The organism is Streptomyces africanus, from assembly GCF_002150735.1.
GTDB lineage: Bacteria > Actinomycetota > Actinomycetes > Streptomycetales > Streptomycetaceae > Streptomyces > Streptomyces africanus.
Window position 1 is genome coordinate 1 of the sequence record NZ_MUKA01000302.1, and the last position, 23,626, is coordinate 23,626.

Here is a 23,626-nt window from a genome sequence, read left to right on the forward strand (position 1 = left end):
GGAGGGGCCTCCTCATGTGGGGGGAACGGTCAGTTCACCGGCTGTGCCTGAGCGCGCCCTGGCCGTGCCCGGGCACGTCCCGGCTGGCGCAGCAGCAGCGCGACCGCCGCCGCGAGCATCGACACGCCCCCGGCGAGCGCGTACGCGCCGTTGTAGCCCCAGGCAGCGACCACCATGGAGCCCAGCCCGCCGCCGAACAGGCCGCTGATCAGCTTGCCGCTGTAGACCAGCCCGTAGTTGCTGGCGTTGTAGTTCTCCCCGAAGTAGTCCGGCGTGAGCGCCGCGAACAGCGGATAGAACGCGCCGCCGCCGAAGCCGGAGAGGAACGCGAAGAACAGGAACAGCCACTCGCTCTTCAGGTCGCCCGCCCAGATGACGCCGAACTGGGCGAGGCCCAGGACGACGATGACGAACACCAGGGTGGACTTGCGGCCCCACCGGTCGGACAGCCAGCCCACCACGCCGCGCCCGACGCCGTTGACGACCGCCATCAGGCCCATGGACGACGCCGCCACCAGCGGGCCGAAGCCCACCTCCTTGGCGAAGTCGACCTGGAAGGAGATACCGAAGATGGACACGCCGGCGGTCATCACCACGGAGAGCCACATCAGCGGCAGCATGCCCGTCCTGATGGCCTCCTTCGGGGTGTACTGGCGTACCGCCGGAGGGTTCTTGGCGAGGCTCGTGGCGTTCTTCCGGTCACCGGAGTGGGTCAGCGGATCGATGTCGGCCGGCCACCAGTTCTTCGGCGGGTCCTTGAAGAAGAACGCGCAGGCCAGCACCACGATCATGACGTAGCAGCCGATGAGGTCCAGGACGCGGTGGTAGTTCGCGGTGTCGAAGCCGTAGTTGAAGATGAAGATGAACGGCAGCGACCCGTACGCGAACCCGCCGTTGACGAAGCCCGTGCGGGCGCCGCGCCGTTCCGGGAACCACTTGCCGACCATGTTGATGCAGGTGGCGTAGACGAGCCCGGCGCCGATCCCGCCGACCACGCCGAAACCGAGGATCGCCAGCAGCACGTTGCTCAGGTGCGACAGGGCCAGGAACCCCAGCAGGCACAGGCCCGACCCGAGGTACATGGCCGTGCGCGCCGTCAGACGGCCCTTCTCCCGCAGCCAGCCCGCGGGGAAGGCGACGCCGGCCTGGAAGAACACCCAGACGCTGAGGATCCAGAAGGTGTTGCTCTGCGTCCAGCCGTGCGCGTGGGACAGGGTGTCCTCCGCGGAGCCGTACGCGTACTCGAAGACGCTGATGGCCATCATGGCGATCCACGGCAGATACACCATGAGCGTGCGCGAGTGGCCGAGGATGTCCCGGTCGGTCTCGCCGACGCGGTAGACGCGGCCGTGTGAGTCGGTGACCTCGCGGTAGGGACGGTGTGCGGCGTCGGAAGGAGTGGAGGAACTGCTTGCTGCGTACGGATCTGCCGTCATGTCAGGCCGTGTCCTCGCCGAGCGGTTGCGGGTTGGGAGCGATGCGGCGCCTTTCCTTGTCGCGTCCCGGCGGGGTCAGGAACAGCGCCACGCAGCCGGCGAAGAGGGAGATGGAGCCGGCCAGGATGAAGGCACCGGAGTGTCCCCAGGCGCCGACGACCACGGCGCCCATGCCCGCGCCCAGGCCGGAGACGAGTTTGGCGCTGTAGACCATGCCGTAGTTGGACGCGTTGTTGTTCTCGCCGAAGTAGTCGGCGGTGAGGGCCGCGAACATCGGGAAGATGGCGCCGCCGCCGAAGCCGGAGATCGCGGAGAAGATCAGGAACAGCGTGAGGTTCTTGCTCTCGGCCGCCCAGAGGATGCCGTACTGGGCGAGGCCCAGGATGAGGCAGACGACCAGCAGGCACCGCTTGCGGCCGTAGAGGTCGGAGAGCCAGCCGATGACGCCGCGGCCGGTGCCGTTGACGACGGCCTTCAGGGACATGGCCGTGGCCACGATGCCGCCGGCGAACCCGGCTTCCTCGCCGATGTCCACCTGGAAGGCGATCCCGAAGATGTTCACGCCGGACGTGCACGCCAGACAGAACCACATCAGGGCCACCCGGCCGGTCTTCCACGCCTCCTTGGGGGAGTACTGGCGCACCGCCGGCGGGTTCATCCGCAGCGAGCGGGCCGCGCGCGGGTCGTCGGGCGGGTTCAGCGGGTCGATCGTGGCGGGCCACCAGTTCTTCGGCGGGTCCTTGAAGAAGTAGCCGGAGCACGCGACCAGGCCGGCCAGGAACAGACCCACCGAGACCAGCACCCAGCGGAAGTTGGTCAGGTCCATGTAGCCGTTGAAGAGGAAGACGAAGGGCACGGAGCCGTAGGCGAAGCCGCCGTTGACGAAACCCGTCTTGCCGCCCTTGCGTTCCGGATACCACTTGCCGACCATGTTGACGCAGGTGGCGTACACCATGCCCGCGCCCATGCCGCTGAACATGCTGAAGCCGATGTAAGCGAAGACGACGTGTGGCGCGAAGGCCAGCGACAGGTAGCCCAGCAGCGTGCCCGTCGCGCCGAGCATCATCGCCCAGCGGGCCGGAAGTTTTCCGCTCTCCCGCAGTTTGCCCGCGGGGAAGGCCACCGCGGCCTGGAAGAAGACCCACACGGTCATCATCCAGAAGATGTGCATGCTGTCCCAGTGGTGCGCGGTGTGCAGGGTGTCCTCGGCGGACGCGAACGCGTACTCGGCGGAGGAGATGCCCATCATGCCGACCCACGGCAGGATGACCATCCACTTGCGTTTGCGGCCCATGATGTCGATGTCGGTCTCACCGATGCGGTAGACGCGTCCGTTCGCGTCCGTGACCTCTCGGTAGGGAACCGTGGTGGGCAGATCGGTCGTTGTCATGTCGTGTCGCACCCCTTGCGTCGAAAGATCTGGCCAGCGCCCCCTGTCCCATGCCTTTCGTGCGCGTGCGGGTCCCGGGGCCGGCCGACGCGCACCGTCGGCCGGCCCCCCGCTCCCTCACCTCATGTACCGCCCCCCAGCAGTTGCGCCGCCCGCGCCCAGCGGTACTTCGCGCCGAGCACGGCCACGGGCTTCTCGGTCGTGTACGGGTACGCGACGACCCCGTGCTCGAAGAGGTACTGGCAGGCCTCCTCGACCTCCACGTCCCCGGCGAGCGACGCCACGACCGGCTTCTCGATCCCCCGCTCCCGGAACTCGGCCACCACGCGCGCGGTGAGCTCCGCGAAGACCATGGGAGGAGTGACGATGGTGTGCCAGTAGCCGAGGACGAGCGCGTGGATGCGCGGATCCTCAAGGCCCAGCCGGATCGTCGCCTCGTACGTCGACGGCGGCTCGCCCCCGGTGATGTCCACCGGGTTGCCCGCGGCCCCGAAGGGCGGGATGAACTTCCGGAACGCCTCGTCCAGGTCGGGCGGGATCTCCATCAGTGACAGGCCGTTGTCCGTCACCGCGTCCGAGAGCAGCACGCCGCTGCCGCCGGCCCCCGTGATGATCACCACGTTGTCGCCCTTGGGGGCGGGCAGCACCGGCAACGCGCGCGCGTACTCCAGCATGTCGTTGAGCCCCGGCGCCCTGATCACCCCGGCCTGCCGCAGGATGTCGTCGTACACGGCGTCGTCGCCCGCCAGGGCGCCGGTGTGCGAGCCGGCCGCCTTCGCACCCGCCGCCGTACGCCCCGCCTTCAGCACGACCACGGGCTTCTTCGGCACGGTCGCCCGCGCGGCCTCGACGAAGGCGCGCCCGTCCTTGAGGTCCTCCAGGTGCATCGCGATGCACTCGGTGCGCGGGTCCTCCCCGAACCAGGTCAGCAGGTCGTCCTCGTCCAGGTCCGACTTGTTGCCGAGTCCGACGATCGCCGACACGCCCGTCTTGGTGGTGCGGGCGAAGCCCAGGATGGCCATCCCGATGCCGCCCGACTGCGAGGTCAGCGCCACCCCGCCCTTGACGTCGTACGGCGTGCAGAACGTGGCGCACAGGTCGTGCCAGGTCGAGTAGTAGCCGTAGATGTTCGGCCCCAGCAGGCGTACGCCGTGCCGCTCGGCGATCTCCACGATCTCCGCCTGGAGTTCGTGTTCACCGGTCTCCGCGAACCCGGAGGGAATCAGCACGGCGTTCGGGATGCCCTTGCGTCCCACCTCCTCCAAGGCGGCGGCCACGAACTTGGCGGGAATAGCGAAGACCGCCACATCCACCTCACCGGGAACGTCCGTGACACTCTTGTACGCCTTGCGGCCCAGAATGTCATCGGCCTTGGGGTTCACCGGGTGGATGTCGCCCGCGAACCCGCCGTCGACGAGGTTGCGCATCACCGAGTTGCCGATCTTGCCCTGCTCGTTGGAGGCACCGATCACGGCGACCGAACCCGGCTGCATCAGCCGGCGCATCGACGTGAGGATCTCGTCCCTCGAGTACGTCCGGCGCGGCGCGGGCTGCGACTCGGCGAGGATCACCCGGATGTCGGCCGCCACCGCCCCCTCCGCGGTGGCGATCACCGGGTTGAGGTCCACCTCGGCGATCTCCGGGAAGTCCGCCACGAGTTCCGACACCCGGCGGATCTGCTCGGCGACGGCCCACCGGTCCACACCCGCCTGGCCGCGCACCCCGCGCAGGATCTCCGCCGAGCGGATCGAGTCCAGCATCGACAGCGCCTCATCGGCGTCCACCGGCGCGAGCCGGAACGTCACGTCCTTCAGGACCTCGACGAGCACCCCGCCGAGCCCGAACGCCACCACCTTCCCGAACGTCGGGTCCGTGACCGCGCCGACGATGACCTCCTGCCCCTTGGGCAGCAGCTCCTGCACCTGCACACCCGAGATACGGGCCTTCGGGTCGTACGCGCGGGCGTTGTCGATGATGGTGTGGAACGCCGCCCGTACGTCCGCCGCGCCCTCGACCCCGACGATCACCCCGCCGGCGTCGGTCTTGTGCAGGATGTCCGGCGAGACGATCTTCATCACGACGGGCCCGCCGAAGCGCGCCGCGAACGCCACGGCCTCGTCGACGTCCGTCGCCAGCTCCTCGCCCGGTACGGCGATCCCGTACGCGTCGGCGATCACCTTGCCCTCGGGCGCGGTCAGCGCGGTCCGCCCCTCGGCCCGTACGGAGTCCAGGACGCCCCGCACGCGCAGGACCCGGTCTTCGGCCATCACGTCAGATCACTCCGTTCGACTTGAGCAGGCGCACTTCCTCGTCGCCGAGGCCGAGTTCGCCGACGTAGACCTCTTCGTTGTGCTCGCCGAGGAGCGGCGAACTGGTCACGTCGACGGGGGAGTCGGACAGCTTGAGCGGGCTGCCGACGGTGACGAACTCGCCGCGCTCGGGGTGCGGGACGGTGACGACCATCTCGTTGGCGACCAGCGACCGGTCCTCGATGATCTCCTTCGTGGACAGGATCGGCCCGCACGGGATGTTGTGCGCGTTGAGCCGTTCCAGCACCTCCCACTTGGGCAGCGTCGAGGACCACTCCTCGATCAGCTGGAACATCTTGTTGAGCTTGGGCAGCCGCGCCTCGGGCGTCGCCCACTCGGGGTCGTCCGCCAGCTCCGGCCGGCCGATGAGCTCGCTGATCGGCCGCCAGCCCACGGGCTGCACGATGACGTACACGTAGTCGTTCGGGCCGCCCGGCGCGCACTTGACCGCCCAGCCGGGCTGGCCGCCGCCGGACGCGTTCCCGGACCTGGGAACCTCGTCGCCGAAGTCCTCGTTGGGATATTCAGCGAGCGGCCCGTGTGCCAGACGCTGCTGGTCCCGCAGCTTCACCCGGCACAGGTTCAGTACAGCGTGCTGCATGGCCACGTTGACCCGCTGCCCGCGACCGGTGCGCTCCCGTTGGTAGAGCGCGGCGAGGATGCCCGCCACGGCGTGCACACCCGTCCCCGAGTCCCCGATCTGGGCCCCCGTCGCCAGCGGCGGCCCGTCCTCGAAACCGGTGGTCGCCATCGACCCGCCCATGGCCTGCGCGACGACCTCGTACGCCTTGAAGTTGGTGTACGGGCCCTCGCCGAACCCCTTGATGGAGGCATAGACGATCCGTGGATTGATCTCCTGGATGCGGTCCCAGGTGAAGCCCATCCGGTCGACCGCGCCCGGTCCGAAGTTCTCGACCATGACGTCGGAGCGCCGGATCAGCTCGGTGAGGATCTCCTTGCCGCGCTCGGTCTTGGTGTTGAGGGTGATGCTCCGCTTGTTGCAGTTGAGCATCGTGAAGTAGAGGGAGTCGACGTCCGGCAGATCACGCAGCTGTTTGCGCGTGATGTCGCCGGTCGGCGCCTCCAGCTTGACGACGTCCGCGCCGAGCCAGGCGAGCAGCTGGGTCGCCGACGGCCCGGACTGGACGTGGGTCATGTCCAGGACGCGGATGCCTTCGAGGGCCTTGGTGGAGGTAGCGGTCATCGGGGGCACCTCACTTGTACATGGTCTGGTTCATGGTTCCGGGGGCGTACGCGTCGGGGTCGACCCAGACGTTGATCAGCGACGGCTTTCCGGACTCGCGGGCGCGCCGCAGGGCCGGGCCGATGTCGGCGGGGTCGCGGACCTCCTCGCCGTAACCGCCCAGCATCTGGGCGAACTTGTCGTAGTGGACGTCGCCGAGGGTGTTGCCGACCCGCTCGCGGTCCTTGCCGTACTTGGCGGCCTGGCCGTAGCGGATCTGGTTCATGGAGGAGTTGTTGCCGACGATGCCGACGAAGGGGAGGTCGTAGCGGACGAGCGTCTCGAAGTCCCAGCCGGTGAGGGAGAACGCGCCGTCGCCGAAGAGTGCGACGACCTCCTTGTCGGGCCGCGCCTGCTTGGCCGCGAGCACGAAGGGGACGCCGACGCCGAGCGTGCCCAGGGGGCCCGGGTCCATCCAGTGCCCGGGCGACTTGGGCTGCACGACCTGCCCGGAGAAGGTGACGATGTCGCCGCCGTCGCCGATGTAGATCGAGTCCTCGGTGAGGAAGTCGTTGATCTCGCTGACCAGCCGGTACGGGTGGATGGGCGAGGCGTCCGACCTCAGGCTCGGCAGCCGCTTCTCCAGAGCGGTCTGTTCGGCCGCCCGCAGCTCGTCCAGCCACTCCTTGCGCTTCGACGCCCCGCCGTTGATGCGTCCGGAGGCCGCTTCGGTCACCGACTTCAGCACCAGCCCTGCGTCGCCCACGATGCCGAGGTCGATGTCTCGGTTCTTGCCGACCGTGCGGTAGTCGAGGTCGATCTGCACGACGGTCGCGTCCGGGGAGAGCCGCTTGCCGTAGCCCATGCGGAAGTCGAAGGGCGTGCCGACGATGACGATCACGTCGGCATTGGAGAAGGCGTATCGCCGGGAGAGCTGGAAGTGGTGCGGGTCGCCGGGCGGGAGGGTGCCACGGCCGGCGCCGTTCATGTACGCCGGGATGTTCAGCGTGCGCACCAGCTCGATGGCCGATGCGGTGCCCCGGGTCGTCCACACCTGGCTGCCGAGCAGGATGGCCGGTTTCTCGGCGTGCACCAGCAGGTCGGCGAGCTTCTCGATCGCCTCCGGATCGCCGGCCGAGCGGGTCGAGGCGCGGTAGGCACCGGCCTGCGGCACGCGGGCCTTGGACGCGGGCACCTTGGCGTCCAGCACATCGCGCGGGATCTCCAGGAAGGAGGGGCCGGGCGCGCCGTGGAAGCACTCGCGGAACGCCATGGACACCATGTCCGCCGCGCGCGCCGTGTCGGGCACGGCCGCCGCGAACTTGGTGATGGGGTTCATCATGTCGACGTGCGGCAGGTCCTGGAGGGACCCCATCTTGTGTTGGGTGAGGGCCCCCTGACCGCCGATCAGCAGCATCGGGGACTCCGCGCGGAAGGCGTTGGCGACACCGGTGACGGCGTCGGTCGTCCCCGGTCCCGCGGTGACCACCGCACAGCCTGGCTTGCCGGTGATGCGCGCGTAGCCGTCGGCGGCGTGGGCGGCGACCTGCTCGTGACGGACGTCGACGACCTCGATGCCCTCGTCGACGCAGCCGTCGTAGATGTCGATGATGTGGCCGCCGCACAGCGTGTAGATGCGGTCGACCCCCTCGGCCTTCAGCGCCTTGGCTACGAGATGACCACCGGAAATGACGTCCTGGGTGTCGTCGGGCATGGCGAAGTCCTGTCCCTTCGTAGGGGGTTGGAACGTCTCGCGGTACATTGCATACAGTCGACGAATACTGTATGAAGCTTGTTATCCCGCATCCGATGGGGTGGTGTCCAGGGGGCGTGCGACATTTTCAGTCAGGAGCCGAAATGGACCTGTACGAACACCAGGCAAGGGAACTCTTCGAAGAACACGGCATCTTGGTGCCGCGGGCCGAGGTGACGGACTCACCCAAGGAGGCCCGCGAGATCGCACGCCGGCTCGGCGGCCGGGTCGTGGTGAAGGCCCAGGTGAAGACCGGTGGCCGGGGCAAGGCAGGCGGTGTGAAGCTCGCCGCCGACCCGGCCGCCGCCGAGCTCACCGCCCGTCAGATCCTCGGTATGGACATCAAGGGCCACCGGGTCGGCACGGTGATGCTGGCCCGGCCCGTGGACATCGAGACCGAGTTCTACGTGTCCTATGTACTCGACCGCGCGGCGGGCCGCTTCCTCGCGATCGCCTCGGCCGAAGGGGGAATGGAGATCGAGGAGGTCGCCGCCACCCGTCCCGACGCCGTGGCCCGCGTCCCCGTCGACCCCGCCGAGGGCGTCACCTCCGCGAAGGCGGGCGAGATCGCCGAGGCGGCCGGACTGCCGCCGCAGACCGTCGACGTCCTCGTGCGGCTCTGGCAGGTCCTCGTCCGCGAGGACGCCCTCCTCGTCGAGGTGAACCCGCTCGTCCGCACCCGGCAGGGACAGATCCTCGCCCTCGACGGCAAGGTCACCCTCGACGACAACGCCCGCTTCCGGCAGGCACGCTGGGGCGCGGACGACACCGGACACGACGACGCGCTGGAGGCGGCGGCTGCCGCCAAGGGCCTCAACTACGTCAAGCTCGACGGGGAGGTCGGCATCATCGGCAACGGCGCCGGACTCGTCATGTCGACCCTGGACGTGGTCGCGGGCTGTGGCGCGCGCCCTGCCAACTTCCTCGACATCGGCGGCGGAGCGAGCGCCCGGATCATGGCGGACGGGCTGTCGGTCATCCTCTCCGACCCGGCCGTGAAGTCCGTCTTCGTCAACGTCTTCGGCGGGATCACCGCCTGCGACGCGGTCGCCGACGGCATCGTCCAGGCCCTGGACACCGTCCACCTGACCAAACCGCTCGTCGTGCGCCTCGACGGCAACAACGCGCCCCGGGGCCGCGCCATCCTCGACGAGCACGCGCATCCGCTGGTCCAGCAGGTCACCACCATGGACGGCGCCGCCCGCCGTGCCGCCGAACTCGCCACCACAGCCTGAGGGGGACGTCATGGCCATCTACCTCACCAAGGAGAGCAAGGTCCTCGTCCAGGGCATGACCGGCAGCGAGGGCATGAAGCACACCCGGCGCATGCTGGCGGCCGGCACCAACGTCGTCGGCGGTGTCAACCCGCGCAAGGCGGGCCGCACCGTCGACTTCGACGACCGAGCCGTGCCCGTCTTCGGCACGGTCGCCGACGGGATGCGCGCGACCGGGGCGGACGTCACCGTCGTCTTCGTGCCGCCCGCCTTCGCCAAGGCGGCCGTCCTCGAAGCCGCCGACGCAGGCATCGGCCTCGCGGTCGTCATCACCGAGGGCATCCCCGTCCACGACTCCGTCGCCTTCACCACGTACGCCGGCCGGAAGGGGACCCGGGTCGTCGGCCCCAACTGCCCGGGCCTGATCACCCCCGGCCAGTCCAACGCGGGCATCATCCCGGCCGACATCACCAAACCGGGCCGCATCGGCCTGGTCTCCAAGTCGGGCACGCTGACGTACCAGCTCATGTACGAGCTGCGCGACATCGGCTTCTCGACCTGCGTCGGCATCGGCGGCGACCCCGTCGTCGGCACCACGCACATCGACTGCCTCGCAGCCTTCCAGGACGACCCCGACACCGAACTCATCGTCCTCATCGGCGAGATCGGCGGTGACGCGGAGGAACGGGCGGCGGCGTACGTCCGCGAGCACGTCACGAAGCCGGTCGTCGGCTACATCGCCGGGTTCACCGCGCCCGAGGGCAAGACCATGGGGCACGCGGGCGCCATCGTCTCCGGCTCCTCCGGCACGGCACAGGCGAAGAAGGAGGCGCTGGAGGCGGCCGGGGTGAGCGTGGGCAGCACCCCGACCGAGACCGCGAACCTCGTGCTGACGCGTCTCGAAGCGCGCCCCGGAGAACAACGGCAGTGACCCAGGTCCCGCCCCCGACCGTGCAGCGAGAGCGGAGCAACCCGATGGCACCCACCCTCACCCTCAAACCCGGCACGACCTGGCCCGACGCGTGGCAGCGCTGCCTCGCCGCCGCGCCGGAGGCCTTCCGCGACGAGCGGATCCTCAACCTCTGGAACGCCGCCTGGCAGGCGGACGGCCGGGTCCTGCCCGCCGTCAGCCCCGTCGACGGCAGCCCGATCGCCGGTCCGCCGCGCCTGGACGGGGCCACCGCCCGCCGGGCCGTGCGCGCCGCCCTCGACCAGCACCGTGCCTGGCGTCACGTCCCCCTTCCGGAGCGCCGCGCCCGCGTCGCGGCCACCCTCGACGCCCTCGCCGAACACCGCCGGCTGCTCGCCCTCCTCCTCGTCTGGGAGATCGGCAAGCCCTGGCGGCTCGCCCTGGCGGACGTCGACCGCGCCATCGAGGGGGTCCGCTGGTACGTCGACGGCATCGGGGAGATGCTCGCCGACCGGACCCCGCTGGACGGCCCGGTGTCCAACATCGCCAGCTGGAACTACCCGATGAGCGTGCTCGTTCACGCAATGCTGGTCCAGGCACTGGCAGGCAACGCGGTCATCGCCAAGACCCCGACCGACGGCGGTGTCGCCTGCCTCACCCTGGCCTGCGCCCTCGCCGCCCGTGAGGGGATCCCCGTGACCCTCGTCAGCGGCAGCGGAGGCGAGCTGTCCCAGGCGCTGGTGCGGGCGCCCGAGATCGGCTGCGTCTCCTTCGTCGGCGGCCGCGACACCGGCGCCGCGGTGGCCACGGCAGTCGCCGACCTGGGTAAACGACACGTACTCGAACAGGAGGGACTCAACACCTGGGGCATCTGGAACTACTCGGACTGGGAGGCGCTCACTTCGGTCATCCCGAAGCTCTTCGACTACGGCAAGCAGCGCTGCACGGCGTACCCGCGCTTCGTCGTCCAACGGCACCTGTTCGACGCGTTCCTGGCCGCGTACCTCCCGGCGGTCCGCACGCTCAGGGTCGGACACCCGCTCGCCGTGGAGCAGCCGGACGACCCGTACCCCGAGCTGGACTTCGGGCCGGTCATCAACGCGGCCAAGGCCAAGGAACTCCAGGACCAGGTCGCCGAGGCGATCGAACGCGGCGCGGTACCGCTGCACCGCGGCAGTCCGTCCGGTGCCCGTTTCCTGCCCGGCCAGGACACCTCCGCCTACGTCCAGCCGGTCACGCTCCTCAACCCGCCCCCGTCCTCTCCGCTGCACCACGCGGAGCCGTTCGGCCCGGTCGACACCATCGTCCTGGTCGACACGGAAGCGGAGCTGCTGGCCGCGATGAACGCCTCGAACGGCGCGCTCGTGGCCACGCTGTCCACGGACGACCGGGCGACCTACGAGCGACTCGCCCCGCAGATCCGCGCGTTCAAGACCGGCCACGGCCGGCCCCGTTCCCGCGGCGACCGTGACGAGCTGTTCGGCGGGCTCGGCGCGTCCTGGCACGGCGCGTTCGTCGGCGGCGAACTGCTGGTGCGCACCGTGACACGGGGACCGGCGGGGGAGCGGCTGCCGGGCAACTTCCCGGAGTACCAGTTGCTGCCGTGAGGGCGGGCCGTCGCGGCCGACGCCGGGTCGCCACGCGGGTGCCGCGCGGGGTTTCGGCGTCGGCCGCCGACGGGTGGTGAAACCGGCGCGTCCAGAAATCCGTAGCGGCGCCGGACTTCGGTCAGCCGATGCCCTGCCGGTCCGGGCGCAGGGCGAACGCGCGGTCCGCGGGGGCCGCCCCGGACCGGTCCACCGCCTGCCGGAGCAGCGCGCGATGCCGGAGCAGCGGCTCCCGCCGCTCCGGCGGCACGAGCAGGAGCAGGTCGTCCAGCCCCGCCAGCATGCGCCGCGAAACCTGCGGGCTCCCGATGGCGTACCCCCGTACCTCGGTGAACCCCAGATCCACCAGCTCGGTCCACCCCGGCACGGGCTGCACCAGCCGAACCGCCCCGCCCCGGTCCCGGTGCAGGGCGGCGTCGAGCGGCCGCCGGCTGAGCGCGGCCAGGAGCTGGACGATCCGGTCCAGCGCCTGGACGGCGGTCGTCGGATCGTTGATCGCGGACGACAGGGCGCGCAGCGCGATGTCGGACAACTGGCGCAGTCCGAAGCCGAGATCCTGGTGGTAGGTCCGCTCCACCCCCACCGAGATGGTGTAGCGCAGCGCCCTGCGGGACGGGGCCGGCCCGCCGTGGACCGCCAGTACGGGTGTGCCGGGCACCATGAAGTCGCCGATCCGCGGGATCAGCCGCAGCACGACCCCGTGTTTGCGTGCCACCCGCACCAGCCGCGTGATGTGCACGTCCCGCAGCACCCCCGCCCGGCCCGCGTGCGGGACCCACGCGGTCGCGGAACCGAGGTAGTCGGCGTCCGGTCCGCCCGTCGGCACGGGCATCGATGCGGCCACCCGGAACGACTCCTTGGCGATCCGCGCGATCACATGGCTGATCTGCATCAGCCGCAGGGTGGTGTTCACGTAGAGCACGAAGAGCAGCAGGCTCAGCGCGACCATGCAGAGGGTGAGGACCGACTGCACCAGGGGCACCGTGGTGACGGCACGCGGATCGTCGGCGGTGTCGAAGGAGGTCAGGACGAGCAGGGTCAGCACGAAGGTCGCCAGGAAGACGGCGAAGGTCGCCTTGGTGATCCGGCTCCGGACGAAGAGCCGCACCACGCGCGGCGTGAACTGCCCGCTCGCCATCTGCACGGCCACCAGCGAGATGCTGAAGACCACGCCGATGAAGGTCATCATCGCCGAGCTGACCGTGCTCACCACGGCCTTCGCGTCCTGAGCGAACCGCAGCAGTTCCTCGAGCGTGTCGTAGTCGCGGTCGTCCTGGAGCGCGTCGACGATGGCCGTGTCCAGCGCCTGGGCCCCCGCCCAGACCACGAAGACGCCCACCATCGCCGCGGTGGGGGCGAACCAGAACGTGTCCCGCAGGTGCTCCCTGAGCGGCGACAGCGCATGGGGACGACGCCGCACGGTGGAGCTCCGCGTAACCATCCAGTCACTCATGGTGTGACCCTAGGTGTATCGGGGCGCGAGGTCCCGGACCCCCGCCCTGGGGAAGGAAACGCAGGTGAAAGGCACTGCGAAACCTTGGTATGGTTGTCCATGTCGCCGCCGGGCAGAGCCCTGGCAAGGCGGCAGACACCTGGTCCGGGTGGCGGAATGGCAGACGCGCTAGCTTGAGGTGCTAGTGCCCTTTATCGGGCGTGGGGGTTCAAGTCCCCCCTCGGACACTTGCTTCGGTGTATGAGAGGTGCCGACCGGTTCTGGTCGGCACCTTTTCTGTGTTCGGCTTTTCTGTGTTCGGCGACGCAGGCAGGGCGAGGAACCGCGCCCTCAGCCTCGGTAGCCCCGCAGCTTGCGGTACAGCGTGGCCCGGCCGATGCCCAGCGCGGCCGCCGCGCGCGCCTTGTTGCCGCCGTGCAGGCGCAGTGCCTCGAGGATCGCGGCGCGCTCGGCGTGCTCCATCGGGCTGAGGGGGCGCGCGGCCGGGCCTTCCCGCACGGCGTCCGGCAGCTCCGCCCGGCGGACCGGCCCCGACATCCGGCGGTTCTCCGCGAGGGCCCGGACGACATGGGCCAGCTCGGTGACGTTCCCGGGCCACGGGTACCGCTCCAGCGCACGCAGGGCGTCCAGTGTCCAGGTCAGCGGCGGCTGCCCGGGAGCCGGGCGTGGGGCCAGGGCGGGCAGCAGCTCCCGTATGTCCTCGGTGCGTTCCCGCAGCGGGGGCAGGGTCACCGAGCGGGCGGACAGTTTGTCCAGCAGACGCTGGAGGCAGGGGCCGACCGGCGCGCCGGGCGTGTAGGTGACCAGCAGCCGGGCGTCCGGGTGGGTGTCGAGCAGGGAGTTGAGCGCGGCCACGCCGGGCTGCGCGAGGCGCTCGGCGTGCCGCAGCAGCAGCGGGCGATCGGCCGGCCAGGGAGGGGGCAGGGCCTGTGCCAGCCCGGCGTCCCGAGCGGCGTCCGCCTCCTGGACGGGGCCCGGCCCCAGCAGTTCCCGGGCCAGGGCGGACTTCCCCGCGCCCCGCTCGCCGGTCAGCAGCAGCGGCCGGCCTGAGCGCGCCAGCTCGGCCGCACGCGCGACGACGTGCCGCCACGGGACCGAGGAGCCGGTCAGAGCGACCGATGGCGCGGGCGAGCCCGGCACCGAGAGCGGCGCGGCGTCGAGCGGTTCCAGGACGGCGACGACCCCAACGACCGTGCCGTCCAGACGCACCGGTGTGATCCGCGCGGTGCACCCGGCCCCCTCCGGCAACTCCACGGGCCCGGACACCACCGCGGCCTCGGGCGACGCAGCTGAATCCGTACCGTGCGCGTGCCGCGCGCCGACCGCCGTACGCTCCAGCGCCGCCAGCACCTCCGGCGTCAGCAATCGTTGCGCCGCAGCGCTGATCAGCCGGTTGCGACCGTCGAGGGCGGCCACGGCCCGCTCCTGCCCGGCCCGCAAAAACGCGTCCAGCAACACCCGCTCGACCCGCCCCGCCCGCGCCCGCAGCTCCGTCTCGACGGCAGTGGCCGCCGCCTCGGCCAGGGGCGCCTGCGGATGCGGCGAACGTGCGGCGCACAACCGCGAGGCGACGGTCAGCGTGCCGACGACCCGGCCGCCCTCCGGGTCGAGCACCGGGACGCTCACGGCGGACACGTCCTGCCACCGGTCGAGGTAGTGCTCGGGCCCGTGCACCTCGGCCCGACGCCGGGTGCGCTGGGCGAGAGCCGCACTGTTGTTGCCGACCTCCTGCTCCGACAGGACGGGGCACGGATCGAGCCCGGGTACGCCCCCCGCGCTCCACAGCACGCGCAGCCGCTCGTCGGTCAGGACGAGGAGGGACCGGTCCGTGTCCAGGGCCGGGACGATCCGGTCGAGCACCGGCCGGGCGGCACCGAGCAGCGCCGAGTCCACCGGCGGGGAGGGAGCGACGGCCGGCTCCTTCAAGTCGTGCGGCACACCGAAGAACCGCGCCCGCCGCCACGCCGCGACGACCTCCTCCGGAACACCGCGAGGCAGCGGACCCCCCGACAGGAACCGCTCGCGGGCGAGACGCAGCGAGGGCCGGGCGGTGGCTGCGGGAGAAGGCTCGGTCGTGGTCACGGCATGCAACACCGTAGCGGGTTCGGTTGAGCGGGCAACAACGGGAGACGAGGGTAACAACGGGTGTCTCGTAATGAGACACCCGGGACCGACCGAACCGCTCCATGATCATGGACGCTCGATGTCCGCCCCGTACCCCCGCAGGAGCGCCCCGTGTCCACCGTCGTCGAGACCGACGTCCTGATCGTGGGCAGCGGCCCCGCCGGTGCCTCGGCCGCGCTCGCCCTGAGCACCTACGGCGTGCCGAACATCGTGGTGACCCGCTACGCGAGCCTCGCCGACACGCCCCGCGCGCACATCACCAACCAGCGCACCATGGAGGTGCTGCGTGACCTCGGCGTGGAACAGGAGGTCGTCGCGCAGGCCACCCCGCAGCACCTGATGGGAAACACGACGTTCTGCACCAGCCTGGCGGGCGAGGAACTGGGCCGTGTGCGCTCCTGGGGCAACGACCCGCTCGTGCAGGCGGAACACGAACTCGCCAGCCCCACCCGCATGTGCGACATGCCACAGCACCTCATGGAGCCGGTCCTCGTGAACGCGGCCGTCGCCCGCGGCACCCGGCTCCGCTTCCAGAACGAGTACCTCTCCCACACCCAGGACGCCGACGGCGTCACGGCCACCGTCCGCGACCGGCTGCGCGGGGACACCTACGAGATCCGCGCCAAGTACCTGATCGGCGCCGACGGCGGACGGTCCAAGGTCGCCGCGGACGCCGGACTGCCGATGGGCGGCCAGATGGGCGTCGCCGGCAGCATCAACATCGTCTTCGAGGCGGACCTGGCCCAGTACACCGCCCACCGCCCCTCCACGCTGTACTGGGTCCTCGCGCCCGGCGCGACGGTCGGCGGCATCGGCGCGGGCCTGGTGCGCTGTGTCCGCCCCTGGACCGAGTGGCTGATCGTGTGGGGCTACGACGTCACCGCGGGCGCCCCGGACCTGACCACCGAGTACGCCGAGTCCGTCGTACGCAAGCTCGTCGGTGACGACGACGTCCCCGTGACCGTCAAGTCGTCCTCCGCCTGGACCGTCAACGAGATGTACGCGGAGAACTACGCGAACGGCCGGGTCTTCTGCGCCGGCGACGCCGTGCACCGGCACCCCCCGTCCAACGGCCTCGGCTCCAACACCTCCATCCAGGACGCCTACAACCTGGCCTGGAAGCTCAAGCTCGTCCTCGACGGCACCGCCCACCCCAGGCTGCTCGACAGCTACACCGCCGAACGTGCGCCCATCGGCCGGCAGATCGTCAGCCGCGCCAACCGGTCCATCCGCGAGACCGCCCCGGTCTTCGAGGCCCTCGACGGGCTCTCCCCGCAGACCCCCGAGCAGTTGTGGGCCAACATCGCCGCCCGCAAGGACGCCACCGCGGCCGCCGAGAAACAGCGCGCCGAGCTGCGGGAGGCGATCGCCTTCAAGGCGTACGAGTTCAACGCGCACGGCGTCGACCTCAACCAGCGCTACAGCTCCGGCGCGATCGTCCCGGACGGCACGCCCGACCCGGGCTTCGCCCGCGACCCCGAGCTGCACCACCAGCCGTCCTCCCGCCCCGGCGCCCGGCTCCCGCACGCCTGGATCACCTCCGGCTCCCGCACCCTCTCCACCCTCGACACGGTCGGCCGGGGCCGCTTCACCCTGCTGACCGGCATCGGGGGAGAGGACTGGGTGCGGTCGGCCGGGGCCCAGGAGGTGGAGATCGCCACTGTGGTGATCGGGCCCGGGCGGGAGTACGAGGACCCGTACGGCGACTGGGCGCGCCTGAGCGAGATCTCCGACGCGGGTGCCCTGCTCGTGCGCCCCGACGGTTTCGTCGCCTTCCGGCACGCCTCCGCCGCACCGGACGCCGGCGAACTGCTCGCGGACGCGTTGCGGACCGTCCTCGGCCACGCCTGAGCGCGCAATCATGGAAGCAACGGAACCACTGGCAGCGACGGACGTCGACGACGAGGAGCCGGGATGACCACCGAAGCGACCGGGGCCGGCGTCACCGAGCAGGCTCTCGCCAGCCTCCGGGGGACCGCCGACCCACGGCTGCGCGAGCTGCTCACCGGCCTCGTCCGCCATCTGCACGACTTCGCGCGCGAGACCCGGCTGACCCAGGAGGAATGGGAGCGGGCGATCGCCTTTCTGACGGCGACCGGGCAGTCCTGCACCGACACCCGGCAGGAGTTCGTCCTGCTGTCGGACGTGCTCGGGCTGTCGATGCTCGTGGAGACCGTCAACGGCCACCGCGCGCCCGGCGCCACCGAGTCGACCGTGCTCGGCCCCTTCCACATGACCGAGTCGCCGGTCCGCGCCCTCGGCGACGACATCGACCTCGTGGGCGGCGGCGAACCGTGCGTGGTCAGCGGCCGGGTGCTGTCCGAGGACGGCACCCCGCTGCCCGGCGCCCTCGTCGACGTCTGGCAGGCCGACGACAAGGGCTTCTACGACGTCCAGCAGCCCGGCGTCCAGCCGGCCGGCAACGGACGCGGGCTGTTCACCGCCGGCACCGAGGGCCGCTTCTGGTTCCGCACCTGCGTCCCGGCGCCGTATCCGATCCCCACCGACGGCCCCGTGGGCGGGCTGCTGCGTGCGACCGGGCGGCACCCCTACCGCCCCGCGCACATTCACTTCATCGCCACGGCCGAGGGACACACGCCCGTCACCACGCACATCTTCGTGGCCGGCGGCGACTACCTCGACTCCGACGCGGTGTTCGCCGTGAAGGAGAGCCTGGTCCAGGACTTCGCCGAGACCGACGACCCGTCCCTCGCCCGGGAGTTCGGCGTGCCGAACCCCTTCCGGCATGCCCGCTTCGACCTCGTCCTGGAGCGTGCGTCATGACGTTCCAGAGCGACTTCTCGTACGAGACCCGGCCCGTGCGGGTCGTCTTCCGGCCCGGCGCGGCCGTCACCGCGACCCCGGGCGAGGCCGCACGCCTGGGCCTGCGGCGGCTGCTCGTGGTCTGCGGCAGCCGGGGCGAAACCGTCGCCCGGACGGTCGCGGACGCGCTCGGCGACACCTGCGTGGGCGTGCACGCCGAGGCCCGGATGCACGTACCCGTCGAGGACGCCGATCGGGCCGTCGCGGCGGTACGGGCGGCCGGGGCGGACGGCTGCGTCGCGGTCGGCGGCGGCTCCGCGATCGGGCTCGGCAAGGTGATCGCCCTGCGCACCGGACTGCCGCTGATCGCCGTGCCCTCGACCTACTCGGGTTCCGAGATGACGCCCGTGTGGGGTCTGACCGAGCACGGCGCCAAGCGCACCGGCCGCGACCCGGTCGTCCAGCCCCGCAGCGTCGTCTACGACCCCCGGCTCACCCTCTCCCTGCCCGTGCCGCTCACCGTGACCAGCGGCGTCAACGCGCTCGCGCACGCCGTCGAGGCGCTGTACGCCCCGGACAGCTCGCCCCTGGTCACGGTCATGGCCGAGGAGGGCGTGCGCGCCATGGCCGAGGCACTGCCGCGCCTGGCCGCCGACCCGAAGGACCTGGACGCGCGCAGCCGGGCGCTGTACGCGGCCTGGCTGTGCGGCTCGTGCCTCGGCTCGACCACGATGGGGCTGCACCACAAGGTGTGCCACGTACTGGGCGGCACGTTCGGACTGCCGCACGCCGAGACGCACACCGTCGTCCTGCCGTACGTCCTCGCCCACAACGCCCCCGCCGCCCCGCAGGCGCTGGCCGTACTGTGCCGGGCCCTCGGCGCCGACGACCCGCCCCGCACCCTGTGGGAACTGGCCGGGAGCCTCGGAGCACCGCGCTCCCTCGCCGAACTCGGCCTCGCGGAAGGCGACGTCACCCCGGCGGCGGACCGGGTCGCGGGCGAGCCGTACGCCAACCCGCGCCCGGTGACGGCGGAGGGGGTGCGGGGCGTCCTGCTCGCGGCGTTCGAAGGGGGCCTGCCGGAGTCCGGCTTGCGGACGGAAGGTGACCGCAAGCCTTCCTAGGGTCGGGGCATGACTCAGAAGCAGAGGATTCTTGTCACCGGGGCCACGGGGACCGTCGGCCGACGGGTCGCCGCCGAACTGCTCGACCGGGGCCACGACGTGCGTGCCCTGACGCGCGACGCCGCGAAGGCCGCCTTCCCGGCCGGCGTCGAGGTCGTCGAGGGCGACCTGACCGCACCGGACAGCCTGGCACCGGCGCTGGAGGACGTCACCGGCCTCCACCTGATCACCTTCGGCGGTGCCGCCTTCACTCCGCTGGAGACCGGCCCGCGCATCCTGGAACTGGCCCGCTCGGCCGGCGTCCGCCGGATCACCGTGCTGCACGGCGGCGGACCCACCCCGCTGGAGGACGCGGTACGGGCCGACGACGGTGTGGACTGGACCGTGCTCATGCCGGTGGAGTTCATGGCCAACGCCCTGGAGTGGGCGGACGGGATCGTGGCCTCTGGTGAGGTGCGGGAGCCGTTCGTCGCACGGCTGAGTGCCATGGTCCACGAGGGCGACATCGGCGCCGTCGCCGCGGTCGCCCTCACGGAGGAGGGCCACGCGGGCCAGGAATACGTGATCACCGGCCCCGAAGTGCTCACCGTCGGCGACAAGGTGGCGACGATCGCCGCCGCCGTCGGCCGGGAGATCACGCTGGTCGAGCTGACCGTGGAGCAGGCCGTCGAGCAATGGCGGGCGGCATACCTGCCGGAGGACGTGATCGGTTTCCTGCTCGAGGCGTACGGCAACACCCCCGAGGTGGGCCGTACCGTCTCCGGCACCGTCGAGAAGGTCACCGGCCGCCCGGCCCGCACCTTCGCCCAGTGGGCGGCCGAACACGTGGATGTGTTCAAGGCGTAGAGGCCTGGTGGCCGTCTCCGGGACGGGTGTCTCGTAATGAGACACCCGTCCCACAGGCCGATGCCGCAAGATCGACAAGGGGGTGTGACCGCAACATGATGCGGCCGTCGGCATGTGCGGACAACCGCCGCCCGGACGGCCGTGCCACCCCGAAGAAAGGTGAACCACATGGCCCTCGCACTGCTCCGGCGCCGGCGACTCAGGGGCGCCTCCGCCGCAGCCGCGGGCCTCGCCCTCCCCCTCCCCGCCGGCGCGGGCGCCGTGGCCCGCGAGGTCCTCGACCCGATGGGCACGCCCCTGGCGGCAGCGGACGTCACCGTCACCGCCCTGGACACCCACCGGGTGGCCGCCCGCGGGACGACCGACCCCTACGGCTACTTCCTCGCCGCTCTGCCCCCCGGCCGCTACAGCCTGCTGATCGCGGCGCAGGGCCTCCAGCCGCACCGCGAGACCGTCGAGATCGCGGCGGGCACGCCGACGCCCACCGAGCGGGCCTGGCTGCGTCCGGCCGAGGCCCTCCAGCTGCCGGCGCCCGGCACCTGGCTCTTCGACCCGCCGCACACCGCGATCCGGTTCATCGCCAAGCACGTCGGCATGGCCCATGTCCACGGCCGTTTCGAACGCTTCGAGGGCGGAATCCAGATCGCCCAGGACATGACCGACTCCCGGGTGCACGTCCGCATCGACGCCTCCAGCATCACCACCGGCAACACCACCCGCGACAACCACTTGCGGTCCGCCGACTTCCTGGACGTCGAACGCTTCCCGTACATCGACTTCACGAGCACCCGCTTCGCCTACCGGGGCGGCAGCAAGTGGACGCTGCAGGGCTCCCTCACGATGCACGGCGTCAGCCGCTCGGTGGCCCTGGACACCACCTACCTCGGCAGCGTGAACGGCGGCTACGGCCAGGAGTTGCGCTGCGCCGCCCTGGCGACGGCGGAGCTGCACCGGGAGGACTTCACGCTCAACTGGCGTTCCATGCTGGCCCGGGGCATCGCGGTGGTCGGTCCGACGGTCCAACTGGAGCTGGACGTCCAGGCGATGTACCGGACCCACGACACCCCGACCCCGCCGGAATAATCCCTGGCACCGTTCCCTGCGCACTCCCTACACTCACGTACGTACCCGCGCCGCCCACGACCCGAGCGGCGCACCGACGTGACGAACGAAGGGAGACGGCCATGCGTGACCGCACCGCTGCCACCGTCTCCCTGCCGCGCTACGAGGTGATCCTCGTGTCCTCGTCGCTCCGGTGCCCGCTGCGCGGCCGGCGCCGGATGACCGGGACGAACGACTGAAAGGCATGCGCACAGCTTGCTGACGTGAAGTCGGCGAGCTGTGCGCGCGTGCCGCCACACCCGCCTCGCCCGGTAATCGCGCTGCCCCTTTCCTGAACGCCTCGAAAGGCCCTGGGCCGTGCGCATCAACCACACCCCGCTCGCCGTCGTCCGCAACCTCGGCATCCTCGCCCACGTCGACGCCGGCAAGACCACCGTCACCGAACGGATCCTGTTCGCCACCGGAACCACCCACAAGCGCGGCGAGGTCCACGACGGCACGACCGTCACCGACTTCGATCCGCAGGAGCGCGACCGGGGCATCACCATCTTCGCCGCGGCGGTGAGCTGCGCCTGGGACGGTCACCGGATCAACCTGATCGACACCCCGGGGCACGTCGACTTCGCCGACGAGGTGGAGCGTGCGCTGCGGGTCCTCGACGGCGCGGTGGCCGTGTTCGACGCGGTGGCCGGCGTGGAGCCGCAGAGCGAGTCGGTGTGGCGGCAGGCCGACCGGCACGGCGTACCGAGGATCGCGTTCGTCAACAAGATGGACCGCGCCGGTGCCGACCTCGACACGGCCGTCGCGTCGATCCGGGACCGGCTGCACCCGGCCCCGCTGGTCGTGCAGCTGCCGATCGGCTCGGAGGACGCCTTCACCGGCGTCGTCGACCTCGTACGCCTGCGGGCCCTGGTGTGGGCCGACGGCGACGCCGTCGAGGAAGCGCCGGTGCCGGACGACCTCCTCCGCGAGGCCCTCGCGCGCCGCCGGGCGCTGGAAGAAGCCGTGGCGGAACTCCATCCGGGCGCCCTGGAGGAGTTCTGCGCCACGGGCACGCTCGGCGAGCGGACCCTGTCCTCGGCACTGCGGGACCTGACCCGGGACGGCGACGGCGTGGTCGTGCTGTGCGGATCCGCGTACCGCAACCGGGGTGTGGAGCCGCTGCTCGACGCGGTGGTGGCCTATCTGCCGTCACCCCTGGACGTGCCGCCGGTCAGAGGCACGTACGACGGTGACGAACAGGAGCGGCCCGCCGATCCGGCGGCACCACCGGCCGCTCTCGCCTTCAAGGTCCACGCCACCCCGACAGGACGGCTGACCTACCTGCGCGTCTACTCCGGGACGATCGAGAAGGGAGACACCCTGTGGGACGCGAGCGCGCGGCGCACCGAGCGCGTCGGCCGCATCCTGCGCGTCCAGGCCGACCGGCACGCACCGCTGGACCGGGCGGTCGCCGGGGACATCGTCGCCGTCGTCGGGCTCAAGTCGGCCCGTGCGGGCTCGACCCTGTGCGCGCCGGACGCCCCGCTCGTGCTGGAACCGCCGGGCGTGCCCGAGCCGGTGGTGTCGGTCGCGGTCGAGTCCCGCAGGGCCGGCGACACCGACCGGCTGGCGTCCGGGCTGGCCCGGCTGACCGACGAGGATCCCTCGCTGGTCGTGCGGACCGACCCGGAGACCGGGCAGACCGTGCTGTCGGGCATGGGTGAACTGCACCTGGAGGTGGCGGTGGAGAAGCTCCGGCGCGAACTGGGGCTGGAGGTCAACGTCGGCCGCCCCCGGGTCAGTTACCGCGAGACCGTCGCCCGGGGCGTGTCCGGTCTGGTCTACCGGCACGTCAAGCAGGACGGCGGGGCGGGCCAGTTCGCCCATGTCGTCCTCGACGTGGAGCCGTACGAGGAGGGCGGGTTCGCGTTCCGCTCGGCCGTCGTCGGCGGACGCGTGCCGCAGGAGTACGTCCGGGCGGTCGAGGCCGGCTGCCGGGACGCCCTCGCCGAGGGGCCGCTCGGCGGGCACCCGGTGACCGGGCTGCGCGTCACGCTCACCGACGGGGCGACCCACGTGAAGGACTCCTCGGACACGGCGTTCCGCACGGCCGGCCGCCTGGGCCTGCGCGAGGCCCTGCGCGCCTGCGCGATGGTCCTGCTGGAGCCGGTCGTCGAGGTCACGGTGACCGTGCCCGAGGACGCGGTGGGCGGCGTGCTCGGCGACCTCGCCGCCCGGCGCGGCCGGGTGACCGGCTCGGCCACCCGCGCGGGCGCGGCGGTCGTCACGGCCACGGTGCCGCTGGCCGAACTCTTCGGCTACGCGACCCGGTTGCGCAGCCGCACCCAGGGCCGCGGCACCTTCACGTCCCGGCCCACGGGCTACGCACCGGCACCGGCCGCGACACCGGCGCGGTAGCACCGAGGGCGGCCCCTCCCCTGGATCAGAAGGGGAGGGGCCTGTCCCTCGG

General features: G+C 71.5%; 16 protein-coding genes and 1 tRNA gene. 10 read left to right on the plus strand and 7 right to left on the minus strand.

The window, feature by feature from the left end; genetic code table 11:
* Positions 1 to 29 precede the first annotated feature (29 nt).
* The 5 genes from CCL05_RS32260 to CCL05_RS32280 form a co-directional block, all read right to left on the minus strand.
* A complete protein-coding gene (locus tag CCL05_RS32260; RefSeq protein WP_086564218.1) occupies positions 30 to 1,436 on the minus strand; it encodes an OFA family MFS transporter in 1,407 nt (468 codons plus the stop codon).
* 1 nt (position 1,437) lies between these two features.
* Positions 1,438 to 2,826 carry an OFA family MFS transporter gene (locus CCL05_RS32265; RefSeq protein ID WP_086564219.1) on the minus strand — a complete coding sequence of 463 codons (1,389 nt, stop codon included), beginning with the start codon at positions 2,824 to 2,826 and terminating at the stop codon, positions 1,438 to 1,440.
* A gap of 122 nt (positions 2,827 to 2,948) precedes the next feature.
* Positions 2,949 to 5,093: an acetate--CoA ligase family protein gene (locus tag CCL05_RS32270; RefSeq protein WP_086564232.1), complete on the minus strand. Its 2,145-nt coding sequence runs from the start codon at positions 5,091 to 5,093 to the stop codon at positions 2,949 to 2,951.
* Between the two features lie 4 nt (positions 5,094 to 5,097).
* Complete coding sequence (gene frc, locus CCL05_RS32275) at positions 5,098 to 6,339, minus strand: formyl-CoA transferase (protein WP_086564220.1); 1,242 nt, start codon at positions 6,337 to 6,339, stop codon at positions 5,098 to 5,100.
* A 10-nt stretch (positions 6,340 to 6,349) separates the two neighbouring features.
* Positions 6,350 to 8,032: a thiamine pyrophosphate-binding protein gene (locus CCL05_RS32280; RefSeq protein WP_086564221.1), complete on the minus strand. Its 1,683-nt coding sequence runs from the start codon at positions 8,030 to 8,032 to the stop codon at positions 6,350 to 6,352.
* A gap of 143 nt (positions 8,033 to 8,175) precedes the next feature.
* On the opposite strand from CCL05_RS32280, the gene sucC reads away from it, so the two are divergent.
* From sucC to CCL05_RS32295, 3 genes are read left to right on the plus strand one after another with little or no spacing between them, the layout of a single operon-like run.
* Entirely contained in the window at positions 8,176 to 9,306 is a 1,131-nt protein-coding gene (gene sucC / locus CCL05_RS32285; RefSeq protein WP_086564222.1) for an ADP-forming succinate--CoA ligase subunit beta, read from the plus strand.
* 10 nt (positions 9,307 to 9,316) lie between these two features.
* Complete coding sequence (gene sucD / locus CCL05_RS32290; RefSeq protein WP_086564223.1) at positions 9,317 to 10,216, plus strand: succinate--CoA ligase subunit alpha; 900 nt, start codon at positions 9,317 to 9,319, stop codon at positions 10,214 to 10,216.
* 44 nt (positions 10,217 to 10,260) lie between these two features.
* A complete protein-coding gene (locus CCL05_RS32295) occupies positions 10,261 to 11,802 on the plus strand; it encodes an aldehyde dehydrogenase family protein (RefSeq protein ID WP_086564224.1) in 1,542 nt (513 codons plus the stop codon).
* A 121-nt stretch (positions 11,803 to 11,923) separates the two neighbouring features.
* Here CCL05_RS32295 and CCL05_RS32300 read toward each other — a convergent pair whose 3' ends face one another.
* Complete coding sequence (locus CCL05_RS32300; RefSeq protein ID WP_086564225.1) at positions 11,924 to 13,255, minus strand: DUF2254 domain-containing protein; 1,332 nt, start codon at positions 13,253 to 13,255, stop codon at positions 11,924 to 11,926.
* Between the two features lie 142 nt (positions 13,256 to 13,397).
* Here CCL05_RS32300 and CCL05_RS32305 point away from each other — a divergent pair.
* Positions 13,398 to 13,482 (plus strand) — tRNA-Leu (locus CCL05_RS32305).
* A 103-nt stretch (positions 13,483 to 13,585) separates the two neighbouring features.
* On the opposite strand, the gene CCL05_RS32310 is transcribed toward CCL05_RS32305, so the two are convergent.
* On the minus strand, positions 13,586 to 15,337 hold the full coding sequence (locus tag CCL05_RS32310; RefSeq protein ID WP_086564226.1) for a sigma-54-dependent Fis family transcriptional regulator: 1,752 nt from the start codon (positions 15,335 to 15,337) through the stop codon (positions 13,586 to 13,588).
* A 153-nt stretch (positions 15,338 to 15,490) separates the two neighbouring features.
* On the opposite strand from CCL05_RS32310, the gene CCL05_RS32315 reads away from it, so the two are divergent.
* The 6 genes from CCL05_RS32315 to fusA all read left to right on the plus strand — a co-directional run bounded on the left by CCL05_RS32315 (position 15,491) and on the right by fusA (position 23,574).
* Positions 15,491 to 17,230, plus strand: coding sequence for an FAD-dependent oxidoreductase (locus CCL05_RS32315; RefSeq protein WP_086564227.1), 1,740 nt, complete (start codon positions 15,491 to 15,493; stop codon positions 17,228 to 17,230).
* Between the two features lie 63 nt (positions 17,231 to 17,293).
* Complete coding sequence (locus CCL05_RS32320) at positions 17,294 to 18,163, plus strand: intradiol ring-cleavage dioxygenase (protein ID WP_086564228.1); 870 nt, start codon at positions 17,294 to 17,296, stop codon at positions 18,161 to 18,163.
* On the plus strand, positions 18,160 to 19,266 hold the full coding sequence (locus tag CCL05_RS32325) for a maleylacetate reductase (RefSeq protein WP_086564229.1): 1,107 nt from the start codon (positions 18,160 to 18,162) through the stop codon (positions 19,264 to 19,266). The genes CCL05_RS32320 and CCL05_RS32325 overlap by 4 nt, the downstream gene beginning before the upstream one ends.
* A 9-nt stretch (positions 19,267 to 19,275) precedes the next feature.
* Positions 19,276 to 20,112 carry an NmrA family NAD(P)-binding protein gene (locus tag CCL05_RS32330; RefSeq protein ID WP_086564230.1) on the plus strand — a complete coding sequence of 279 codons (837 nt, stop codon included), beginning with the start codon at positions 19,276 to 19,278 and terminating at the stop codon, positions 20,110 to 20,112.
* Between the two features lie 168 nt (positions 20,113 to 20,280).
* Positions 20,281 to 21,195, plus strand: a complete 915-nt coding sequence (locus tag CCL05_RS32335) for a YceI family protein (RefSeq protein WP_086564231.1) — start codon at positions 20,281 to 20,283, stop codon at positions 21,193 to 21,195.
* 336 nt (positions 21,196 to 21,531) lie between these two features.
* Positions 21,532 to 23,574, plus strand: coding sequence for an elongation factor G (fusA, locus tag CCL05_RS32340; protein ID WP_167409658.1), 2,043 nt, complete (start codon positions 21,532 to 21,534; stop codon positions 23,572 to 23,574).
* Positions 23,575 to 23,626: the final 52 nt, after the last annotated feature.